This is a genomic window from Vibrio splendidus 12E03 (genome assembly GCF_000272105.2).
In the GTDB taxonomy this organism is placed as follows: domain Bacteria; phylum Pseudomonadota; class Gammaproteobacteria; order Enterobacterales; family Vibrionaceae; genus Vibrio; species Vibrio splendidus_I.
The window spans coordinates 1-16,330 of the sequence record NZ_AJZD02000065.1; the positions used below are offsets into that span (position 1 = coordinate 1).

Below are 16,330 nucleotides of genomic sequence, written 5' to 3' on the forward strand. Positions count from 1 at the left end.
ATTACCCTAAAAGTAAACTATTCCTAGACACCCTCTTAGATCTCGCTAATATGACCGCCCATTCCACTAGTGTATAGTCGGATTTGGTACAACTTTATAAAAAGATACATCACTATAATAAATTAACAATTGCAGGTATTTTATGCAAAATCACAACATGCTCGCCCGCATCGCTCGTGGAAATCTCGTTCTACAGATCCTTGCTGGTATTGTTTTCGGTGTCGTTCTCGCCATGGTGTCTCCTTCAGCAGCTCAAGATGCAGGCCTACTAGGTAGTCTGTTTGTTGGCGCTCTGAAAGCTGTTGCCCCAATTTTAGTATTCATTCTTGTTGCAGCTTCTATCGCAAACCAAAAGAAAGGTCAGCATACTCATATGCGTCCGATCATTGTGCTTTACCTGATTGGTACGTTCTCTGCTGCACTGACTGCTGTAGTACTGAGCTTCATGTTCCCAACCACTTTGACACTGGTTGCTGGCGCTGAAGGTGCTAACCCTCCTCAAGGTATCGCGGAAGTTCTTCATACCCTTCTATTCAAGCTTGTAGATAACCCAGTTAGCGCGCTAATGAACGCGAACTACATCGGTATTCTTGCTTGGGCAATCGGCCTTGGCCTTGCACTGCACCACGCATCTGCAACAACCAAAGCGGTTTTCGAAGACCTAAGCCACAGTGTTTCACACATTGTTCGCTTCATCATTCGTCTTGCGCCATTTGGTATCTTCGGTCTTGTTTCGACAACATTCGCAACTACGGGCTTCGATGCACTAGCAAGCTACGGTCAACTGCTAGCAGTTCTTCTAAGCTCCATGCTGATCATCGCACTTGTGGTTAACCCTCTGCTTGTCTTTGTGAAAACAAAACAGAACCCATACCCACTTGTACTGCAATGTATTCGCGAGTCTGGTGTAACGGCATTCTTCACTCGTTCAAGCGCTGCAAACATCCCAGTGAACATGAACCTTTGTAAGAAGCTAGAACTAGATGAAGATACTTACTCTGTATCAATCCCTCTAGGCGCAACGATCAACATGGCGGGTGCTGCAATCACCATCACTGTGTTAACACTTGCTGCTGTACACACAATGGGTATTGAGATTGATATCTTCACTGCAATCCTACTAAGCCTTGTTGCTGCTGTATCTGCATGTGGCGCATCAGGTGTTGCAGGCGGTTCACTGCTGCTTATCCCACTAGCATGTGGCCTATTCGGTATCTCAAACGATGTAGCGATGCAGGTTGTAGCGGTTGGTTTCATTATCGGTGTGATTCAAGATTCAGCTGAAACAGCGCTTAACAGCTCAACAGACGTCGTGTTCACTGCGGCTGTATGTAAAGCTGAGCAAAACAAAGCTTAATAGGCTTTTAGGTATTAGCTTTGGCCTTTAGCTCTAAGCTCTAAGCTCTAAGCTCTTAACAGCAAATAGCACATAAATAAAAAGGGAAGCATCAGCTTCCCTTTTTTGATCCTGTCATTCCTAACTCAGAGTGTCCCGTCTCCAATGGAGTGTGACTAAAATAAGCTGAGCTGACCTAAATGAGAGTTCAACTCGCTCGAACGCTCATCTCATCAAGCTACTGACTTAATTTTTGTTACTCCAATTGGTTTGGCTAAAGTCTAAAGACGCACTGCTAGGCGCTGGTGACGATGCATTATCTGTGCTTTGAGCCGAACCCGTTTGGGACGCTGCGTGTTGCTCTGGAGAATATTGTTGGTTGTGCTCTGGGTTGGAGTTCGGGGTTTTCATCTCGAAACTCATTTCAACATCGCTGCCTTGCACATTCGACTCGTCAATTTCCTCTTCTTCAGTAACCTCTTTCACCTTTTTAGGGATCGGGATGTTACGTTTGTAGAGTTTATTCAACGCCTTAATAACCGAATGTTTGGTGACGGCTTCTTGAGTCAATTTGGTCATGATTGGTTTCGTGAGAGCCTGCAACCCTACGACAGCATCAACCCCAAGTTCACCCCCAACTTTATCCCTCAACTGTTTTGCTTCTGAATAACCAAAATGAGCGGACAAAAACAACCAAATATAGGCAATCGCATTACCGTGTTCACCATGGTCAATCCAAGCTTCACCCGCTCTAAACATGGCTTCTGCGCTGTTCTTTTCAGCCGCAGTTTCAAACCAGTACACCGCTTCACCGTGATTAGGCTCAACACCAACACCGTTCAAATAGCTCATACCCAGTTTGATCTTGCCATCTAGGTTATTTTTTTCGGCGGCCTTGTGGTACCACTCGAACGAGCTTTCAGCTGAGTAGTCTGGGTTTTCTTTGTCTAGACACCACTCGCCCATAAATAGCATGGCTTCGGTGTTCCCGCCCATTGCCGACTCTTCGATATAGGTGTAACCCTTGGGGATATTCTTATCGGTTCCGCGCCCTGAAACGAGTGCTTTACCCATCTCAAATTTCGCCACCAAATCGTTATCCATCGCTGATATCGCCAGCTGCCAGAAATTGGCTTTTTCTCTTAAAATCAGGTCTTCTTTGCGCTTCATACTCAGGCGCACAATGCCATACATGCCGTTGACATTATCTAAATGCGCGGCTTTATCGTACCAATACAAAGCTTCCTTGATATTGTTACGTTCAGCCTCTTTCGCCAAATACAAAATCGATGGAACATGGCCGGTTTCGGCTTTGAAGTTACGCTCTTTTTGCTCTTGGATGCGTGCTTTTTCAATCGCCTTCCGGTAAGCGACAGCACGAGCTTTACGTTCTTGTTCCACTCGCTGCTTTCTTAACGACAAAGAAACCAGCCATACGGCCACAAGTATTAACGAAAGAGCCGTCGCACCAATTGCGATTCCCATTGTACTCATAGAATATTTTAACCTAACTCAGCAGATACAAGACTCGACGTTGAGAGTGTGTTCTACCCATAGTGAATGTTTCGAATTACAGGGAAAAGCGCCGTTATTAACGCGTTCCACCTTAAAATGAACTTAGTTCAGTATCTCAGGAATACATAACGATAAAAAGTCTGTAGAGGTCTATCGGTATGCACTCCCTAAAGGGTGTGATCTTGCTTCAATATAGAGGTTGAATGAAGACTATCTTTCATCAGAAAAAACCTAAATGTCGGTGACAAAATTGATGGGTTTCCATCAGGAATTTCGCACAGTGATAGTTAAGTCAATTGACCATATGTGTAAGCCAGTTCCGCAACCGTCTTCGCTGAGAATTTCTTCATCAAGCTTGCTCGGTGTACTTCGACTGTTCTCATTGCAATGCATAATTCATCGGCTATTTTCTGGTTACGCTTGCCGTCAATTATCTGCTTAAGGATGTCAATTTCACGCTCGGTCAACGACGCATAAGCTTGGCGATACACATTCATGTGAAGGTGCTTTTCAGAAGCCTCTAATCCTTGCTTGATTGCCTCGGCCAATTCCCCACCTTTTACTGGCTTTTGGAAGAAGTTCACCGCACCTGCTTGCAGGGCTTCTACCGCCATTGGCACATCGCCATGCCCTGTCAGATAGATAACCGACAGAGGACTCTGCGCTTTCATCATCAACTCATGAACTTGCTGTCCTCTCATTTCGGGCATTCGACTGTCTAACACCACGCATCCCGTCGCATTCAAATCCACTGCATCCAAAAAGCTCGGGCCATCTTCATAGGCTGTCACCTTGAAATCATGCTCTTCCAATAAGAACACCAATGAGTCTCTAATCGACTCATCGTCATCAACCACATAGACCGGTAACGTTTGATGAAGTTCAGACATAACAAGATTCCTTATGAATCATTTGAAAGAGAAAAAGGTAACGTCACTGCGACGTGACAGCCATGAGGAGTCAATGATTTGATGGCCATTTGGCCGCTGTGGTCTTCAATCACGTCTTGGCAAATCGCAAGCCCTAAACCCAAGCCATTTTCTTTGCTACTCACAAAGGCTTGAGTGACTTGTTGTTCGGTGAAATCTAAACCCGTGCCGTTATCGATAACCGACAGCATCATTTTATCCGGTTGATACTCGGTAATCACTTTAATTGTTGGTGGTTCGCTGTTTTTGTTATCAATATCAGACGCAACGCTTTGTTCGCGGTGCTGCTGTGCGTTACACGCGTCAGTCGCATTGTTGATCAGGTTTACAATCACTTGCTGCAATCCCACAGGGTCGACATGCAGTTGGATAGGCTTACCTACAGCGTGGCGCTCAATGGTTATCCTGTGTTTCTGTAATCGAAACTGCAGCAACTCAATGGTGTCTGTGAGTAACTGCTCGATGTCCGTCTGAGATTTTTCCGATGAGCGTTTCTTTATCATGTTTCTTAAGCGTTGGATGATCGCGTCTGCACGATCCACTTGAGACTGAATCTTCTCAAACACAGGTTCAATATCGGTCAATGGTTTGTTCTTCGAAATCCGTAATAAACCACCTTCACTGTAGTTGCGAATGGCCGCCAAAGGTTGATTAATCTCGTGTGCCAAGCTGCTTCCCAGTTCACCGACTACCGCGATACGTTGTGAGTGCTCTAGCTGTTCACTCTTACTTTTCAGCTTGTACAGCGTCGCTTCTAGTTGTTTCTTGCTGCGACTGAATTTGTATTCTAACCAGAAGTGGTAAGCATTCAGCGACACGACAAGAATAAAGAACGCCCATGCCCACTGTTGATTGTACTTGAGCCAGATTAACGCTTCCTTCCACCAAGGTTGTTGCAGTGGGTGCATGTCGAGTTGCTGATAAAGCTTGTCGATTGAGAGCAAGCTTGTGGGTGACGTCCAACCCGAAGCATTCGCAGCAACGGCTGGCACACTGCTTTTTGGCATTGAAAACAGCACCTGACTCATTTGCTTAGCTAATGCCGAAGAGGCTCGCTCTGTTTTAGCAAACGACCAGTTGGAATACAGAGGCGTAGACACTTGGCATCGAAAACCTTCAGGCGCTTGATTACCGATAACACGATACTGACCCGCCACCAGCAAGCCTTCACTGATCATGCTCTCGACCAAACAAGCTGGCACCACAGCCGCTTCAATGTGTCCTTCTCGCAGTTGGTACAAGCTGGCATCGATAGGGAAACCTAAGAACTGCGTATTGGAAAAAAAGTGGTTGGGATTAAGCCCTTCTTGCATCACTTGATAACGCATTGTTAAGTAACCACCAAATGCATTTTCCGAGACCGCTGCAATCGGCTTACCACTGAGTTGTTCGAAAGAGATATAGGGCGACATTCTTCTTACCACTAAAGCAGAACCAATGCTGCGGGTATTGTTAGAACTTGGCTCTTCGAAGTTATGACTGGTCATAGTCGCCATCCAAGAAAGCGCGTACTGTCGTCCTAAGCGAACCGCCTGACCTGGGTTAGTAATAACGAAATCGACCGTCACATCTTTCACCGCTTCGGCCATCTCTTCCAAATTAAAAGGCTTGAGAACAAAGTGCTTACCCGGAATACGCTCAGACAGCCAATCCATCGTAGGCTGCCAACGCTGCTGCGCCGCAAGTTTTCCTCGGGTCGCCAACACGCCAACCTCGATAATCTGATCGGGTTCACCTGTATTTTGGTTTGGGCTTGAGCTTGGGGCTGCTATCACTTGTTCTGATTGAGCCGCTAAACACACACCTGCAGTTAGGCTCAACCAACAAAGGCTGACAACGGTCATTAGTTTTCGAACGGTCACTGAAATCTCTTTCTCCAAACGGACTGTTTATCCAATTTATTCTGGCTTCATTTTAGGTTAGCGACATGCCCCACGCTTAACTTATGCTTTAGGTCGCCTTAAATAATCCTCTGAAACAAAGCATAACAGCTAGATTGCTAAAACCGCATTTGTTCTAGATCAACTTTAATCTGGGTATGTGGAAATCCACAATACCCCGTGTACGGTCAAAATCTGACAATGAGCCCAACAGAACGAATACCCATTTATAGGTACCAATATGGACTCATTGAAAAGACGGTTTCTCAGCCAATTCGGTAAGGTTTCCGCCGGCGCTGCGCTCATTCCCATTACCGGAATCAACACCGCAGTCGCAAGCACAGCCATTCGCAATAACAACCAGCCAGACCGCAAAGGCGAAGTAGGCAAACGCTACGCAATGGCGATTGATTTGCGTAAATGCGTGGGCTGTCAGGCATGTACTGTTGGCTGTAGCGTTGAAAACCAAGCACCAATTGGCCAGTTCAGAACCACAGTAAAACAGTATGAAGTCTCCCTTGATGATGGTTCGACGGCTCAACAAGAAGTGAAATCATTCATGCTGCCTCGCCTGTGTAACCATTGCGACAACGCACCTTGCATCAAGGTTTGTCCTGTTCAAGCGACCTTCCAACGTGAAGACGGCATTGTAATAGTCGACAACGAACGTTGCGTAGCCTGTGCTTACTGTGTCCAAGCCTGCCCTTACGATGCTCGTTTTATTAATAACGATACACTGACCGCCGACAAATGCACCTTCTGTGCACATCGCCTTGAAGATGGCTTGCTACCCGCTTGTGTAGAAACTTGTGTCGGTGGCGCGCGTGTCATCGGTGACCTTAAAGATCCAAACAGCGAGATCAACCGTCTGCTCAATGAAAACCAAGACGACATCAAGGTGCTTAAGCCAGAGCAGAATACCAACCCCCATGTTTTCTATATCGGCATGAACGAGCGATTCGTTAGCCACATTGAAGGCCAACCTGCGATTTATGATCCAGCCGCCATCGATAACTCACCCTCTAGCAAACAAGAATTGGCAATCGCGACACAAGGAGAGACAGCATGAATATCACTGAGGTGTTAGTTCCCGCTCAAGAGATCGCTTGGCTACCGTGGGCGGTTCAATATTTCTTCTACATCGGTTCGGCTTACGCAGCGGCTATTCTGTTTTTGATTGCACTGATATTCAAAAACTCAACCAGCCATCAATTCCGTTCTGCCCTTGTACTTGTGATGGCCATCGGCGCGATTGTTGGACCATTAGCATTAACCGGTGATTTGCACCAACCGGGACGTGCTTGGCACTTCTACGCCCACATCACTCCTTGGTCATGGATGTCATTAGGCTCTTTGTTTCTACCTCTATTCTCTGGTCTGGCTGTCGCGACTGCTTGGGTTTACTTGCGTGACGACATCGCACAGCTTAAGGAAAGTAAAAACCCACTTCTAAAACGTTTGGCTTGGCTGACGCTAGGTCAATGGCAAATATCGTCAAAGCTGATGATTGCGCTCGCTGCTGTGACGGCTATTTCGGGCCTAAGCATCGCGCTTTATACAGGCGCAGAGATTGCGATTTTGGCGAGCCGACCGCTTTGGCATCAACCGGCTTCTCCACTACTTTGGTTCACGACCGCATTCTTTGCTGCAACGGGTTTAACGCTGTTGATTTGGGCTCTGCTGCCTTCAAGCAAGCCAAGCTTAAAACCAACAGACCTAGCTCTGATACAAAGAACCATTACCTTAACAGGCGGCCTTGCCATCATTCTCACGTCGATTTGGGCATCTAACCATGGTCACTTCAATCTCTATGAGAACAACGCTTGGGGAATCAATCTAGGCATCATGACCACCAGCATTTTGCTGTGCATGATCTTAGTTCTCCCCCTACAACGCTTATCGCAAAGCAAGCTAGGAATTATCTGTGTAGCACTTGCGACCATGATTTCAGCATGGGCGGTACGCTGGGTCACCATGATGGAAGTTCAAACCATTCCACGTTTTGATGTAGGCCCATTCCCTTATGAACTGCCTATGGGTAGCGCTGGGTTACTTGGCATTATTGGTATGTGCGGCCTTTGGTTAGCGCTTGCGTTGTTCGCTTCTGAAATCGTGTCTGCTGGTTCTGGAACAAAAACGATATCAACTAAATCAGTTCAAAAAACATCATCACCACTTAACCGCTCACATAGCTTGTAGTCTGAGGAATCATCATGGATAACAAACGTCGTCAATTTTTGAAAACAGGCCTTGCTGCCGGTGGTGTTGGAGCTTTTGCTGCAGGTTATGCGACAACCACAAAGCATATGGTTCACGGTGCTATTGATGGCACCGCAGGTAAGAAAACCAATCACATCCATCACGGTAATTCGTTAGAGACAGAATACAGTGTCGATGAACAAGGTAAGATCACGCCAAATCCAAACCAACGCGTGGCACCATCAATGTGTTTTGGTTGCTGGACACTGTGTGGCTTACGTGTACGTATCGATAATCGCAACGACGAGATCTTACGTATCTCAGGCAACCCATATCACCCGCTATCAAGTGACCAGCAGATCCCGTTCAAAACGCCGGTAAAAGACGCCTACATTGGCTTGTCTGGTGAATCCGGCATCAATAACCGCTCGACAGCCTGCGCCCGTGGTAATGGCATGCTAGAGATTCAAAACAGCCCATACCGAATCACTCAACCGCTTAAACGTGTCGGTAAGCGCGGTGAAGGCAAGTGGGAACCCATCAGCTACGAGCAGCTTATCTCTGAGATCACCGAAGGTGGTGACTTGTTTGGTGAAGGCGAAGTTGAAGGCTTACGTTCGATTCGTGACATCGAAACACCACTCGATCCAAACAACCCTGAATACGGACCAAAAGCCAACCAACTGCTTGTAACTAATGCCGGTAATGAAGGCCGTGATGATATCTTGAAGCGCTTTGCATTCAACAGTTACGGCACACGAAACTTCGGTCACCACGGATCTTATTGTGGCTACGCATTCCGCGCGGGTTCTGGCGCGATCATGAATGACTTAGACAAGTTCTCGCACTTAAAGCCTGACTTCAACAACGCAGAATTCATTCTTTTCATCGGTATGTCTCCAGCTCAAGCGGGTAACCCGTTTAAGCGTCAAGCACGACAACTTGCTGAGGCGCGTACTAATGGAAAACTGAGCTACACCATAGTGACACCAAGCCTTCCTGCAGGATCATCAAGTCTTGCGGCGGGAGATCGCAACAACTGGCTTCCGATCAAACCGGGCACCGATTCAGCATTAGTTCTAGGCATGATCCAATGGATCATTGAAAACCAGCGCTACAATCACGACTTCTTATCTCGCCCAAGCGCACAAGCAATGCAAAAAGCAGGCACCACACACTGGTGTAATGCATCTCACCTCGTGATCAGCGATGAAACACACCCTCAGAACGGGCGTATGCTTCGCGCTTCGGATATTGGCTTACTAGAAGCGGGCGAACCGATGTCTGACGATGATGCATTTGTCGCACTCAATGTGACAACGTCACTATTGACATCAAATGTTCAAGTAGATGAAGCGGCTCTGTTCGTAGATCAAGACGTAGAAATCGATGGTCAAACCGTTCGTGTTAAGTCTTCTCTACAAAGATTGAAGGAAGAAGCCTTCAAATATGACCTTGCTTACTACAGTGAGCAGTGTGAAATTCCACAAGACCAAATTATTGCACTAGCGAAACGCTTCACCAGTTACGGAACGAAAGCCGTTGTTGATACTCACGGTGGCAACATGCACACCAACGGCTTCTACAACTCGTTCTCTATCCTAATGCTGAACGCGCTGATCGGTAACATCAATGCAAAAGGCGGTGCGATGGCGAAAGCGGGCGGCTACCCAACTTCGGTTGCAGGCCCACGTTACGACTTTACTAAGTTCAAGGGTAAGACTAAGCCTCAAGGTGTATTCTTGTCCCGCAGCAAGTTCCCGTACCAAAAAACCAGCGAATACAAACGTCGCGTTGCCGCAGGCGAGTCACCTTACCCGACACGCGCGCCGTGGTACCCAATCTCAGCACCGCTTTTAACTGAGCACCTATCAGCTGCGATTGATGGCTACCCTTACCGAGCAAAGGCATGGATCAACCACATGGCGAACCCACTTTATGGTGTTCCGGGTTTAGACAACTTGCTGGGTGAAAAGCTTAAGGATCCAAAACAGCTTGGCTTGATCGTGTCTATCGATGCCTTCATCAATGAGACCACAGCATTATCGGATTACCTAGTGCCAGACACAGTGACCTACGAAAGCTGGGGCATGGCAACACCTTGGCATGGCGTCGCGACTAAAGCGATCACCGCTCGTTGGCCGATTGTTGAGCCTAAAACCTCACGCACTCAAGACGGACGCGCGATCAACCTAGAGAACTTCTTTATTGATCTAGCGAAAACGCTTGGCTTAGGTGGCTTCGGCGACAACGTAATCAAAGACAGCCAAGGCAACTGGCACGGTATTCATAGCGCTGAAGATTTCTACCTGCGATCTGCAGCAAACTTAGCATTTGCAAAAGGCGGCGTGCCGAATGTCGATGCGGAAGATATTGTTTGGTCTGGTCTAGAACGCCTAGTTCCTGTGATGAACAAAACGCTCAAGCCTGAAGAGATGCTCAAAGTAGCGTATATCTTTGCGCGTGGCGGTCGTTTCGAAGACGCAACCAATGCCTACACCAATGAAACCATGAAGTACAAATGGATCAAACCACTCGCTATTTGGAATGAAAAGCTTGGTACCTCTCGCAACACCATCAGTGGCGAGCAGTACATGGGTTGCCCGACTTGGTATCCACAAAAGTTGGCAGATGGCACGCCATTGGCTGAGCAGTTCCCAGTAAAAGAGTGGCCATTTACTCTGACTAACTTTAAGTCCAACATTCACAGTGCAGTGTCTAACTTGTCACCACGCTTGGAATCGATTAAAGGCGTGAACCCAGTTTACATTCACCCGCAAGACGCCTCTTCAACGGGCATCAAAACCGGTGACGTATTTGCTATCGAAACACCGAGTTCAACCACACATGCGTTGGCAATGGTGATTGACGGCATCAAGCCGGGAACATTAGGCTTTGAACACGGCTTTGGTCATAAAGAACTCGGTGAGCGTGCACACTGGATTGGTGACACACAACAACCGGTGAAAATGAAATCAAACAATGGCGTTAACATCAATGATATAGGCTTGATTGACCCGACGAGAGAAGGCAAAGGCGTGATGTTGGATTGGGTTGTGGGCGCAGCAGCAAGACAAGTGCTTCCGGCTAAGATCTACAAAGTCTAATCAGTAGTCCAATACACGTCCCTACTGATACATTGCTAGGGCGACAACAGAGCAACTTCACCGTTCGAGGTTGCTCTGCTTGTTTAACAGCCAATACATCGACAGCATTCAATCCGCAATATTCAATCCAAGCCTCAACAACCAACCCAGTCGCAACAACCAAAGATTCCTCGCTTCTCTTTTCTTCTCTTCACTACAACTTTTTTAGCTAGCAACTATAAAGCGGCTATGCTTATACAGTCGGTGCCATAAAAGAGCCTTAACAAGCAGTTACACCAAGGCGAACATGGCAGTTCCCTTGCATTTCGTTAACGGCAGTCAGGTTTGTCTATCGAAATTCACATCAATACCATTATGGTGATTGAGGTTATTAATGTGAGACCTACCTCAAGTTCCAAGTGAATTAATGTGGAAATCCACAATAGCGCGAGCAACCAATTATGTCGAAAATGCGTGCACTATAATCAATAGCGACGCCTCATGATTAAGCTGAACATAAAAATTCAAACTCTAACGCTTTGCATCGCTGCTCTGGGAAGCCTTTCTTTATCCGGTTTTGCACAAGCAGCGCCTAACCCAATGCCAGAAGCCGCGGAAACCTGTAGCGGATGCCACCAAGCCGACGGAAAAGGCATGCCTAACATCGCCCCGATGCTTGCAGGGCTCAATGCGGATTACCTAGAACATCAACTGGTTCTATTCTCTAGTGGTGAGCGTCAAAGCGCGATCATGAAGGGCATGGCGGATGGTGTGTCTGATCCTGCAATTCGTCGTGAGGTTGCCGAATACTTCGCTTCGCTGCCTTCTTATGAATTTACCGATTTAGAGCAACGCGGCTCACAGGCTGATATCGATAACCCATATCGTAAACTGGTATTCCAAGGCGATTGGGATAGAAACATTCCCGCTTGTGCGACCTGTCATGGGGCAAGTGGTATGGGCGTAGACAAGTTCCCACGCCTAGCGAGCCAGCATGCCGACTACATTCAAAGTCAGCTCAACGCTTGGAAAAACGGCACTCGTAAGGGTGATGATTTGAACATGATGGGCAACATCGCTGGCAAGTTGACTGACGATGAAATCAAAAACCTGTCTTACTACTTCGCATCTTTCCGATACTAAAGGGCTCGCATGAAAACATTACTTTTAATTACCGCAACCCTTACCTCTGGAATCGCTTACGCCGAAGGTGAGTTGCCCGATCGCCAAACCGAACTGCCCGCGGTCGAAAAGCCTCAAGATAATAAATATCTGGTGCCACGAGACTTGGTTGATATTCCTGCAGGAGAATTTGGTGACAAAGTCAAACTGGGCTATTCGTTGTTTGTTGACTCACAGCAGATGCGTGGCGAGTACGTCGGTAACGAGCAAAACTGTGTCAACTGCCACATGCAAGCAGGCATGAAGGCGAATGCAGCACCTCTATGGGGTGCGTATATGGCCTACCCGGCTTACCGTAAGAAAAACGACAAGGTAAACAGTTACGCAGAACGTATCCAAGGCTGTTTCACTTACTCAATGAATGGCTTGCCACCAGCAGTTGGCTCAAAAGAGATGGTCGCGCTCACGGCTTATTCATACTGGCTGGCGATGGGTGGCATCCTAGATAAAAACGGCATGCAAGATACGCCAGTTCCTGAGATCAGCGATGCCGATTTACAAGTCGGTGGTAAAGCGGAAAGCTTCCCTCTTCCTGAAGAGCTGTTAAGCAAATACCCAATCGATGATCGCAGTAAGTTGGCAGGGCGTGGTTACCCTAAGATTGATAACCCTGAACAAGAGCCGTCGATAGCGCGTGGTGAAAAGGTTTACCAAACCAGCTGCCAAACCTGTCATGGTCAAAATGGTGAAGGCATTAAAGGATCAGACGGCCGTTCATACTTCCCACCACTGTGGGGCGAAAACGCGTATAACTGGGGCGCGGGTATGCACCGAGTGAACACCGCTGCCTACTTTATCTATGAAAACATGCCGCTTGGAAAGAGCCAGCAGCTTTCGATTCAAGATGCTTGGGATGTGGCTGCATTTGTGAATAGTCATGAACGCCCGCAAGATCCTCGATACAAGGGTGATGTTGCCGGAAATGCTAAGCGTTACCACAACCACCAAGGCTACTATGGCAAAGAAGTTGATGGTCATGTACTAGGTACCAAAGCTTATCCGAGTGGTAAAGAAGTGATTCATGAGCATTAATAGGTATTAGTGATTATGAGCCGTTCACGCCAGATATAGCTATGATTTACATTGTAAATCAGTTTTAGCAGGAACAATAAAAAAGAAGCCAGATCGTTCGACGATCAGGCTCCTTTTTTTATGTTTGAACGATTAGAAATCCAGCTAACCTTGCTGCATCTTATCCCAAATCGTTGGCGACCCAATATAATCTTGAACCGTAGTGATGAATTCTTTCACTAGCTTGGTCTGCTTACGATGCGGGTAAACGGCATAAATAGCGGTATCAGCAGTAGAGATTGGATACTCTGGAAGTAAAGTGAGCAAGCCGAGTTCTTTCATTGATGCGTATAGATTTGACTGGTCGAGGAAGCCGTACCCTAGGCCATCTCTTACGCAAGAGACCATGGTGCGAACATCACTCACCTTATAGTTGCCACGAATCGTTAGGCTCTGGAAAGTATCGCCGCCCGGTTCTTCACTGATACGCAAATGATCAACCGTCATATCGCCATTGGTATAAATCACCGCAGGCAAAGCTAGCAAATCTTGTGGTGTCTTAGGTTCACCGTGCTGCTTAACAAAATCATTAGAGGCGACCAGCATAAAGTTACTGTCAGCAATCTTCTTCGCAATCAAATTCGATTCAACAAGCTTGCTGAAGCGAAAGGCGATATCGAATTGCCCTGCGATAATATTGGCGATCTTATCGTCTAGTGAAAGTACGATCTGAACATCCGGATACTTTCTCATGAACTGAGTGATGATAGGTTGCAGGTATTGTTGACCAAAATAGATGGGCGACGTAATTCGCAGTACGCCTTTGGGTTCAGACTGGTACGAGTCTGCAATACCTTGGATCTGATTGATGGTGTCTTTCAACACATAGGTTTGTGCGAGAATATCTTCTCCCGCCGACGTCAAAGAAAACGAGCGCGTAGAGCGGTTAAGCAGCTGAACACCTAAGTCTTGCTCAAGCTTTTTGATCTGTTTAGAGAGTGATGAATTGTCCATATCATGCAAGGTTGCCGCTTTGGTAAACGACCCTTGTTGAACCACATCTAAGAACAATAACAACTGATTGGTATTGGGCACTGTGCCGCTCCTAATATTAAGCTCGATTAACGTTCATCTTTTGGGGTATCCATCACAACCATAGTCGTAATGGATTGCACCTGAGCACATTCCCCAAGCACATCGGCATGAAACTTCTTGTAGCCGGGCAAATCTTTGGTTTCGACTCTCAGCAAGTACTCGTTAGCGCCAGTGATGTTATGGCACTCCACCACCTCTTTTTCCATGCTGACGTGTTGTTCAAATTCCAACTGAGCCGCTTTGCTGTGGCTCGATAAGCCAATTGAAACGTAGGCAATAAAGCCCACGCCCATCAAGCCATTATCTAAAACCGCGCGGTAACCTTGGATGATGCCTTTGCGCTCAAGATCTTGTACTCTTCTTAAGGTCGCTGATGCCGACAAACCAATTCGTTCTGAAAGCTCAATGTTGGAGATTCTGCCGTCCAATTTAAGCTCTTGCAATATCCTTTCGTCAAATCTATCCATAGGTACTTATTATTGTGCATTTAGTGATAATAGAGGAAATAAAAGCACATAATTGCCTCACTTTCCACCTACTATGTTTCTCAACACGTGAAAGTCATGACCGGTCAGTCACTTCGTTCATTTTACTGCTGGAGAACCATTATGCCTTTAGAACAACTTAGCGCACTTGCCTTGTTTGCGTTTGTCTCGACCTTCACGCCGGGTCCAAATAACATCATGCTCATGACATCAGGTGCGAATGTTGGCTTTACCCGTACCATTCCGCACATGCTTGGCATTGCTCTAGGGTTTGCAGCCATGTTGCTGTTGGTTGGCTTCGGCTTGATGGGGATTTTCAACGCGTACCCAGTGACGCACCAAGTCTTGAAATACCTGAGCCTTGCTTACCTCGTATATCTTGCGATTAAGATAGCTTTGAGCGGCAAAGCCAAGAGTACCGAAGCGTATAAGCCGATGACTTTTCTCGGCGCGGCAAGTTTCCAATGGGTGAACCCGAAAGGTTGGTCGATGGCATTGACGGCGATTTCCGTTTATAGCAGCGGCAGCTCATGGTGGGAACTTGCGATCATCGCAGCCATTTTTACGCTAGCTAACTTGCCATCAGTGACCTTCTGGACGGCAGCAGGCAAACAACTGCAACACTGGCTAACAACACCAGTACGCATCAAAAGCTTCAACTATGGCATGGCGGGCTTGCTGTTGGCATCAACGATTCCAATGCTCTAGTTGACTCACTATAGCTACTGATGGTTAGTACACGGTTACTAGCCATCATTATCGTTAAAGAAACCCAATAATTTCACTAACCCAACGACCAAATATCGCCTGCCCACTTAGTGTTAGCGTCCATATAAACACTGCTATATTTATTGCCACCGTCAGCCAATAAATCGCTCGGAACGGCTGCTTTTGCGTTTTATGACGCAGCTTGTCTTGTGCGATCAAAGCTCCTAACCAACCACCAACAGCAGAAAAGATGTGCAGGGTTTTCTCTGGCACACGCCAATTACCATTGATCGCTGCTCGCTTGTCTTTCGCGTACACAAAAAACGTCACCAATCCGATAACCAAATACCACATTAATACCGCTTTCGAGCTTTCTGCAAACAACACAGATATCGCAACCAACACCAGATAGGTGATCGCAATTTGAATAGATGAAGACAACATCAACTCCTTTTGGGTAACAGCTCACATACTGTGGCGATTACGCCCTGTAGATTTTGATAAAGATGGATAACTGGTGGTTTCGCTCACAAGAAACCTACCTTCTCCTTAAATGCACAGTGGAATTTATAGGAATTGCAAATATCTGCAAATGAAACTGACGTAATCTACCTACTTTTTTGCTTCTCCTTGAGTGCAGCTATCGTCCCTAATACATAAAAATTACTAATATTGATATTAAGAACAAATAGAACATGAAAACTTTATTACTCTTGAAAAATAAGAACATTACAAAGTGATATTAATCTCACATTAATAAGGATGAGCTCTCATCCTTATTAACTACGCCTAGCTTCTACGCCCTATATTATTGATATTAAACAAATGAGCGATTGATCCAATAAATTTAACTTAAACCAGATACAAAGCGTGATATTGACACTAGGTTTCCTATTTTTACGCA

13 protein-coding genes are annotated in these 16,330 nt (G+C 46.5%); 7 read left to right on the top strand and 6 right to left on the bottom strand.

Going from position 1 to position 16,330, the window contains the following annotated elements:
* Window positions 1-142: 142 nt before the first annotated feature.
* Window positions 143-1,357, top strand: a complete 1,215-nt coding sequence (gene sstT, locus A142_RS05955; protein ID WP_019824728.1) for a serine/threonine transporter SstT — start codon at window positions 143-145, stop codon at window positions 1,355-1,357.
* 225 nt (window positions 1,358-1,582) lie between these two features.
* Here sstT and A142_RS05960 read toward each other — a convergent pair whose 3' ends face one another.
* The 3 genes from A142_RS05960 to A142_RS05970 all read right to left on the bottom strand — a co-directional run bounded on the left by A142_RS05960 (window position 1,583) and on the right by A142_RS05970 (window position 5,642).
* On the bottom strand, window positions 1,583-2,821 hold the full coding sequence (locus tag A142_RS05960) for a tetratricopeptide repeat protein (protein WP_029405615.1): 1,239 nt from the start codon (window positions 2,819-2,821) through the stop codon (window positions 1,583-1,585).
* A 317-nt stretch (window positions 2,822-3,138) separates the two neighbouring features.
* Window positions 3,139-3,741, bottom strand: coding sequence for a response regulator transcription factor (locus tag A142_RS05965; protein ID WP_019824731.1), 603 nt, complete (start codon window positions 3,739-3,741; stop codon window positions 3,139-3,141).
* An 11-nt stretch (window positions 3,742-3,752) separates the two neighbouring features.
* Window positions 3,753-5,642 (bottom strand): sensor histidine kinase, encoded by a 1,890-nt coding sequence (locus A142_RS05970; RefSeq protein ID WP_019824733.1) that lies wholly within the window; start codon window positions 5,640-5,642, stop codon window positions 3,753-3,755.
* A gap of 259 nt (window positions 5,643-5,901) precedes the next feature.
* On the opposite strand from A142_RS05970, the gene dsrO reads away from it, so the two are divergent.
* From dsrO to A142_RS05995, 5 genes are all read left to right on the top strand, one after another.
* A complete protein-coding gene (gene dsrO, locus A142_RS05975; protein ID WP_019824736.1) occupies window positions 5,902-6,729 on the top strand; it encodes a sulfate reduction electron transfer complex DsrMKJOP subunit DsrO in 828 nt (275 codons plus the stop codon).
* Window positions 6,726-7,859 carry an NrfD/PsrC family molybdoenzyme membrane anchor subunit gene (gene nrfD / locus A142_RS05980; RefSeq protein ID WP_019824738.1) on the top strand — a complete coding sequence of 378 codons (1,134 nt, stop codon included), beginning with the start codon at window positions 6,726-6,728 and terminating at the stop codon, window positions 7,857-7,859. Before dsrO ends, nrfD begins: the two co-directional genes overlap by 4 nt.
* 14 nt (window positions 7,860-7,873) lie before the next feature.
* Complete coding sequence (locus A142_RS05985; protein ID WP_019824740.1) at window positions 7,874-10,966, top strand: tetrathionate reductase subunit A; 3,093 nt, start codon at window positions 7,874-7,876, stop codon at window positions 10,964-10,966.
* Window positions 10,967-11,446: 480 nt separating this feature from the next.
* Entirely contained in the window at window positions 11,447-12,088 is a 642-nt protein-coding gene (locus A142_RS05990; protein ID WP_019824742.1) for a c-type cytochrome, read from the top strand.
* Window positions 12,089-12,097: 9 nt separating this feature from the next.
* Window positions 12,098-13,159: a c-type cytochrome gene (locus A142_RS05995; RefSeq protein WP_019824743.1), complete on the top strand. Its 1,062-nt coding sequence runs from the start codon at window positions 12,098-12,100 to the stop codon at window positions 13,157-13,159.
* Window positions 13,160-13,303: 144 nt separating this feature from the next.
* Here A142_RS05995 and A142_RS06000 read toward each other — a convergent pair whose 3' ends face one another.
* Both A142_RS06000 and A142_RS06005 read right to left on the bottom strand, forming a co-directional pair.
* Window positions 13,304-14,233 carry a LysR family transcriptional regulator gene (locus tag A142_RS06000; RefSeq protein ID WP_019824745.1) on the bottom strand — a complete coding sequence of 310 codons (930 nt, stop codon included), beginning with the start codon at window positions 14,231-14,233 and terminating at the stop codon, window positions 13,304-13,306.
* 26 nt (window positions 14,234-14,259) lie between these two features.
* Entirely contained in the window at window positions 14,260-14,700 is a 441-nt protein-coding gene (locus tag A142_RS06005; protein ID WP_009845852.1) for an Lrp/AsnC family transcriptional regulator, read from the bottom strand.
* A 141-nt stretch (window positions 14,701-14,841) separates the two neighbouring features.
* Between A142_RS06005 and A142_RS06010 the strand changes: the two genes are divergently transcribed.
* Window positions 14,842-15,426, top strand: coding sequence for a LysE family translocator (locus tag A142_RS06010; RefSeq protein ID WP_029405616.1), 585 nt, complete (start codon window positions 14,842-14,844; stop codon window positions 15,424-15,426).
* Between the two features lie 54 nt (window positions 15,427-15,480).
* Here A142_RS06010 and A142_RS06015 read toward each other — a convergent pair whose 3' ends face one another.
* Window positions 15,481-15,870, bottom strand: coding sequence for a DUF1294 domain-containing protein (locus tag A142_RS06015; protein ID WP_019824749.1), 390 nt, complete (start codon window positions 15,868-15,870; stop codon window positions 15,481-15,483).
* Window positions 15,871-16,330: the final 460 nt, after the last annotated feature.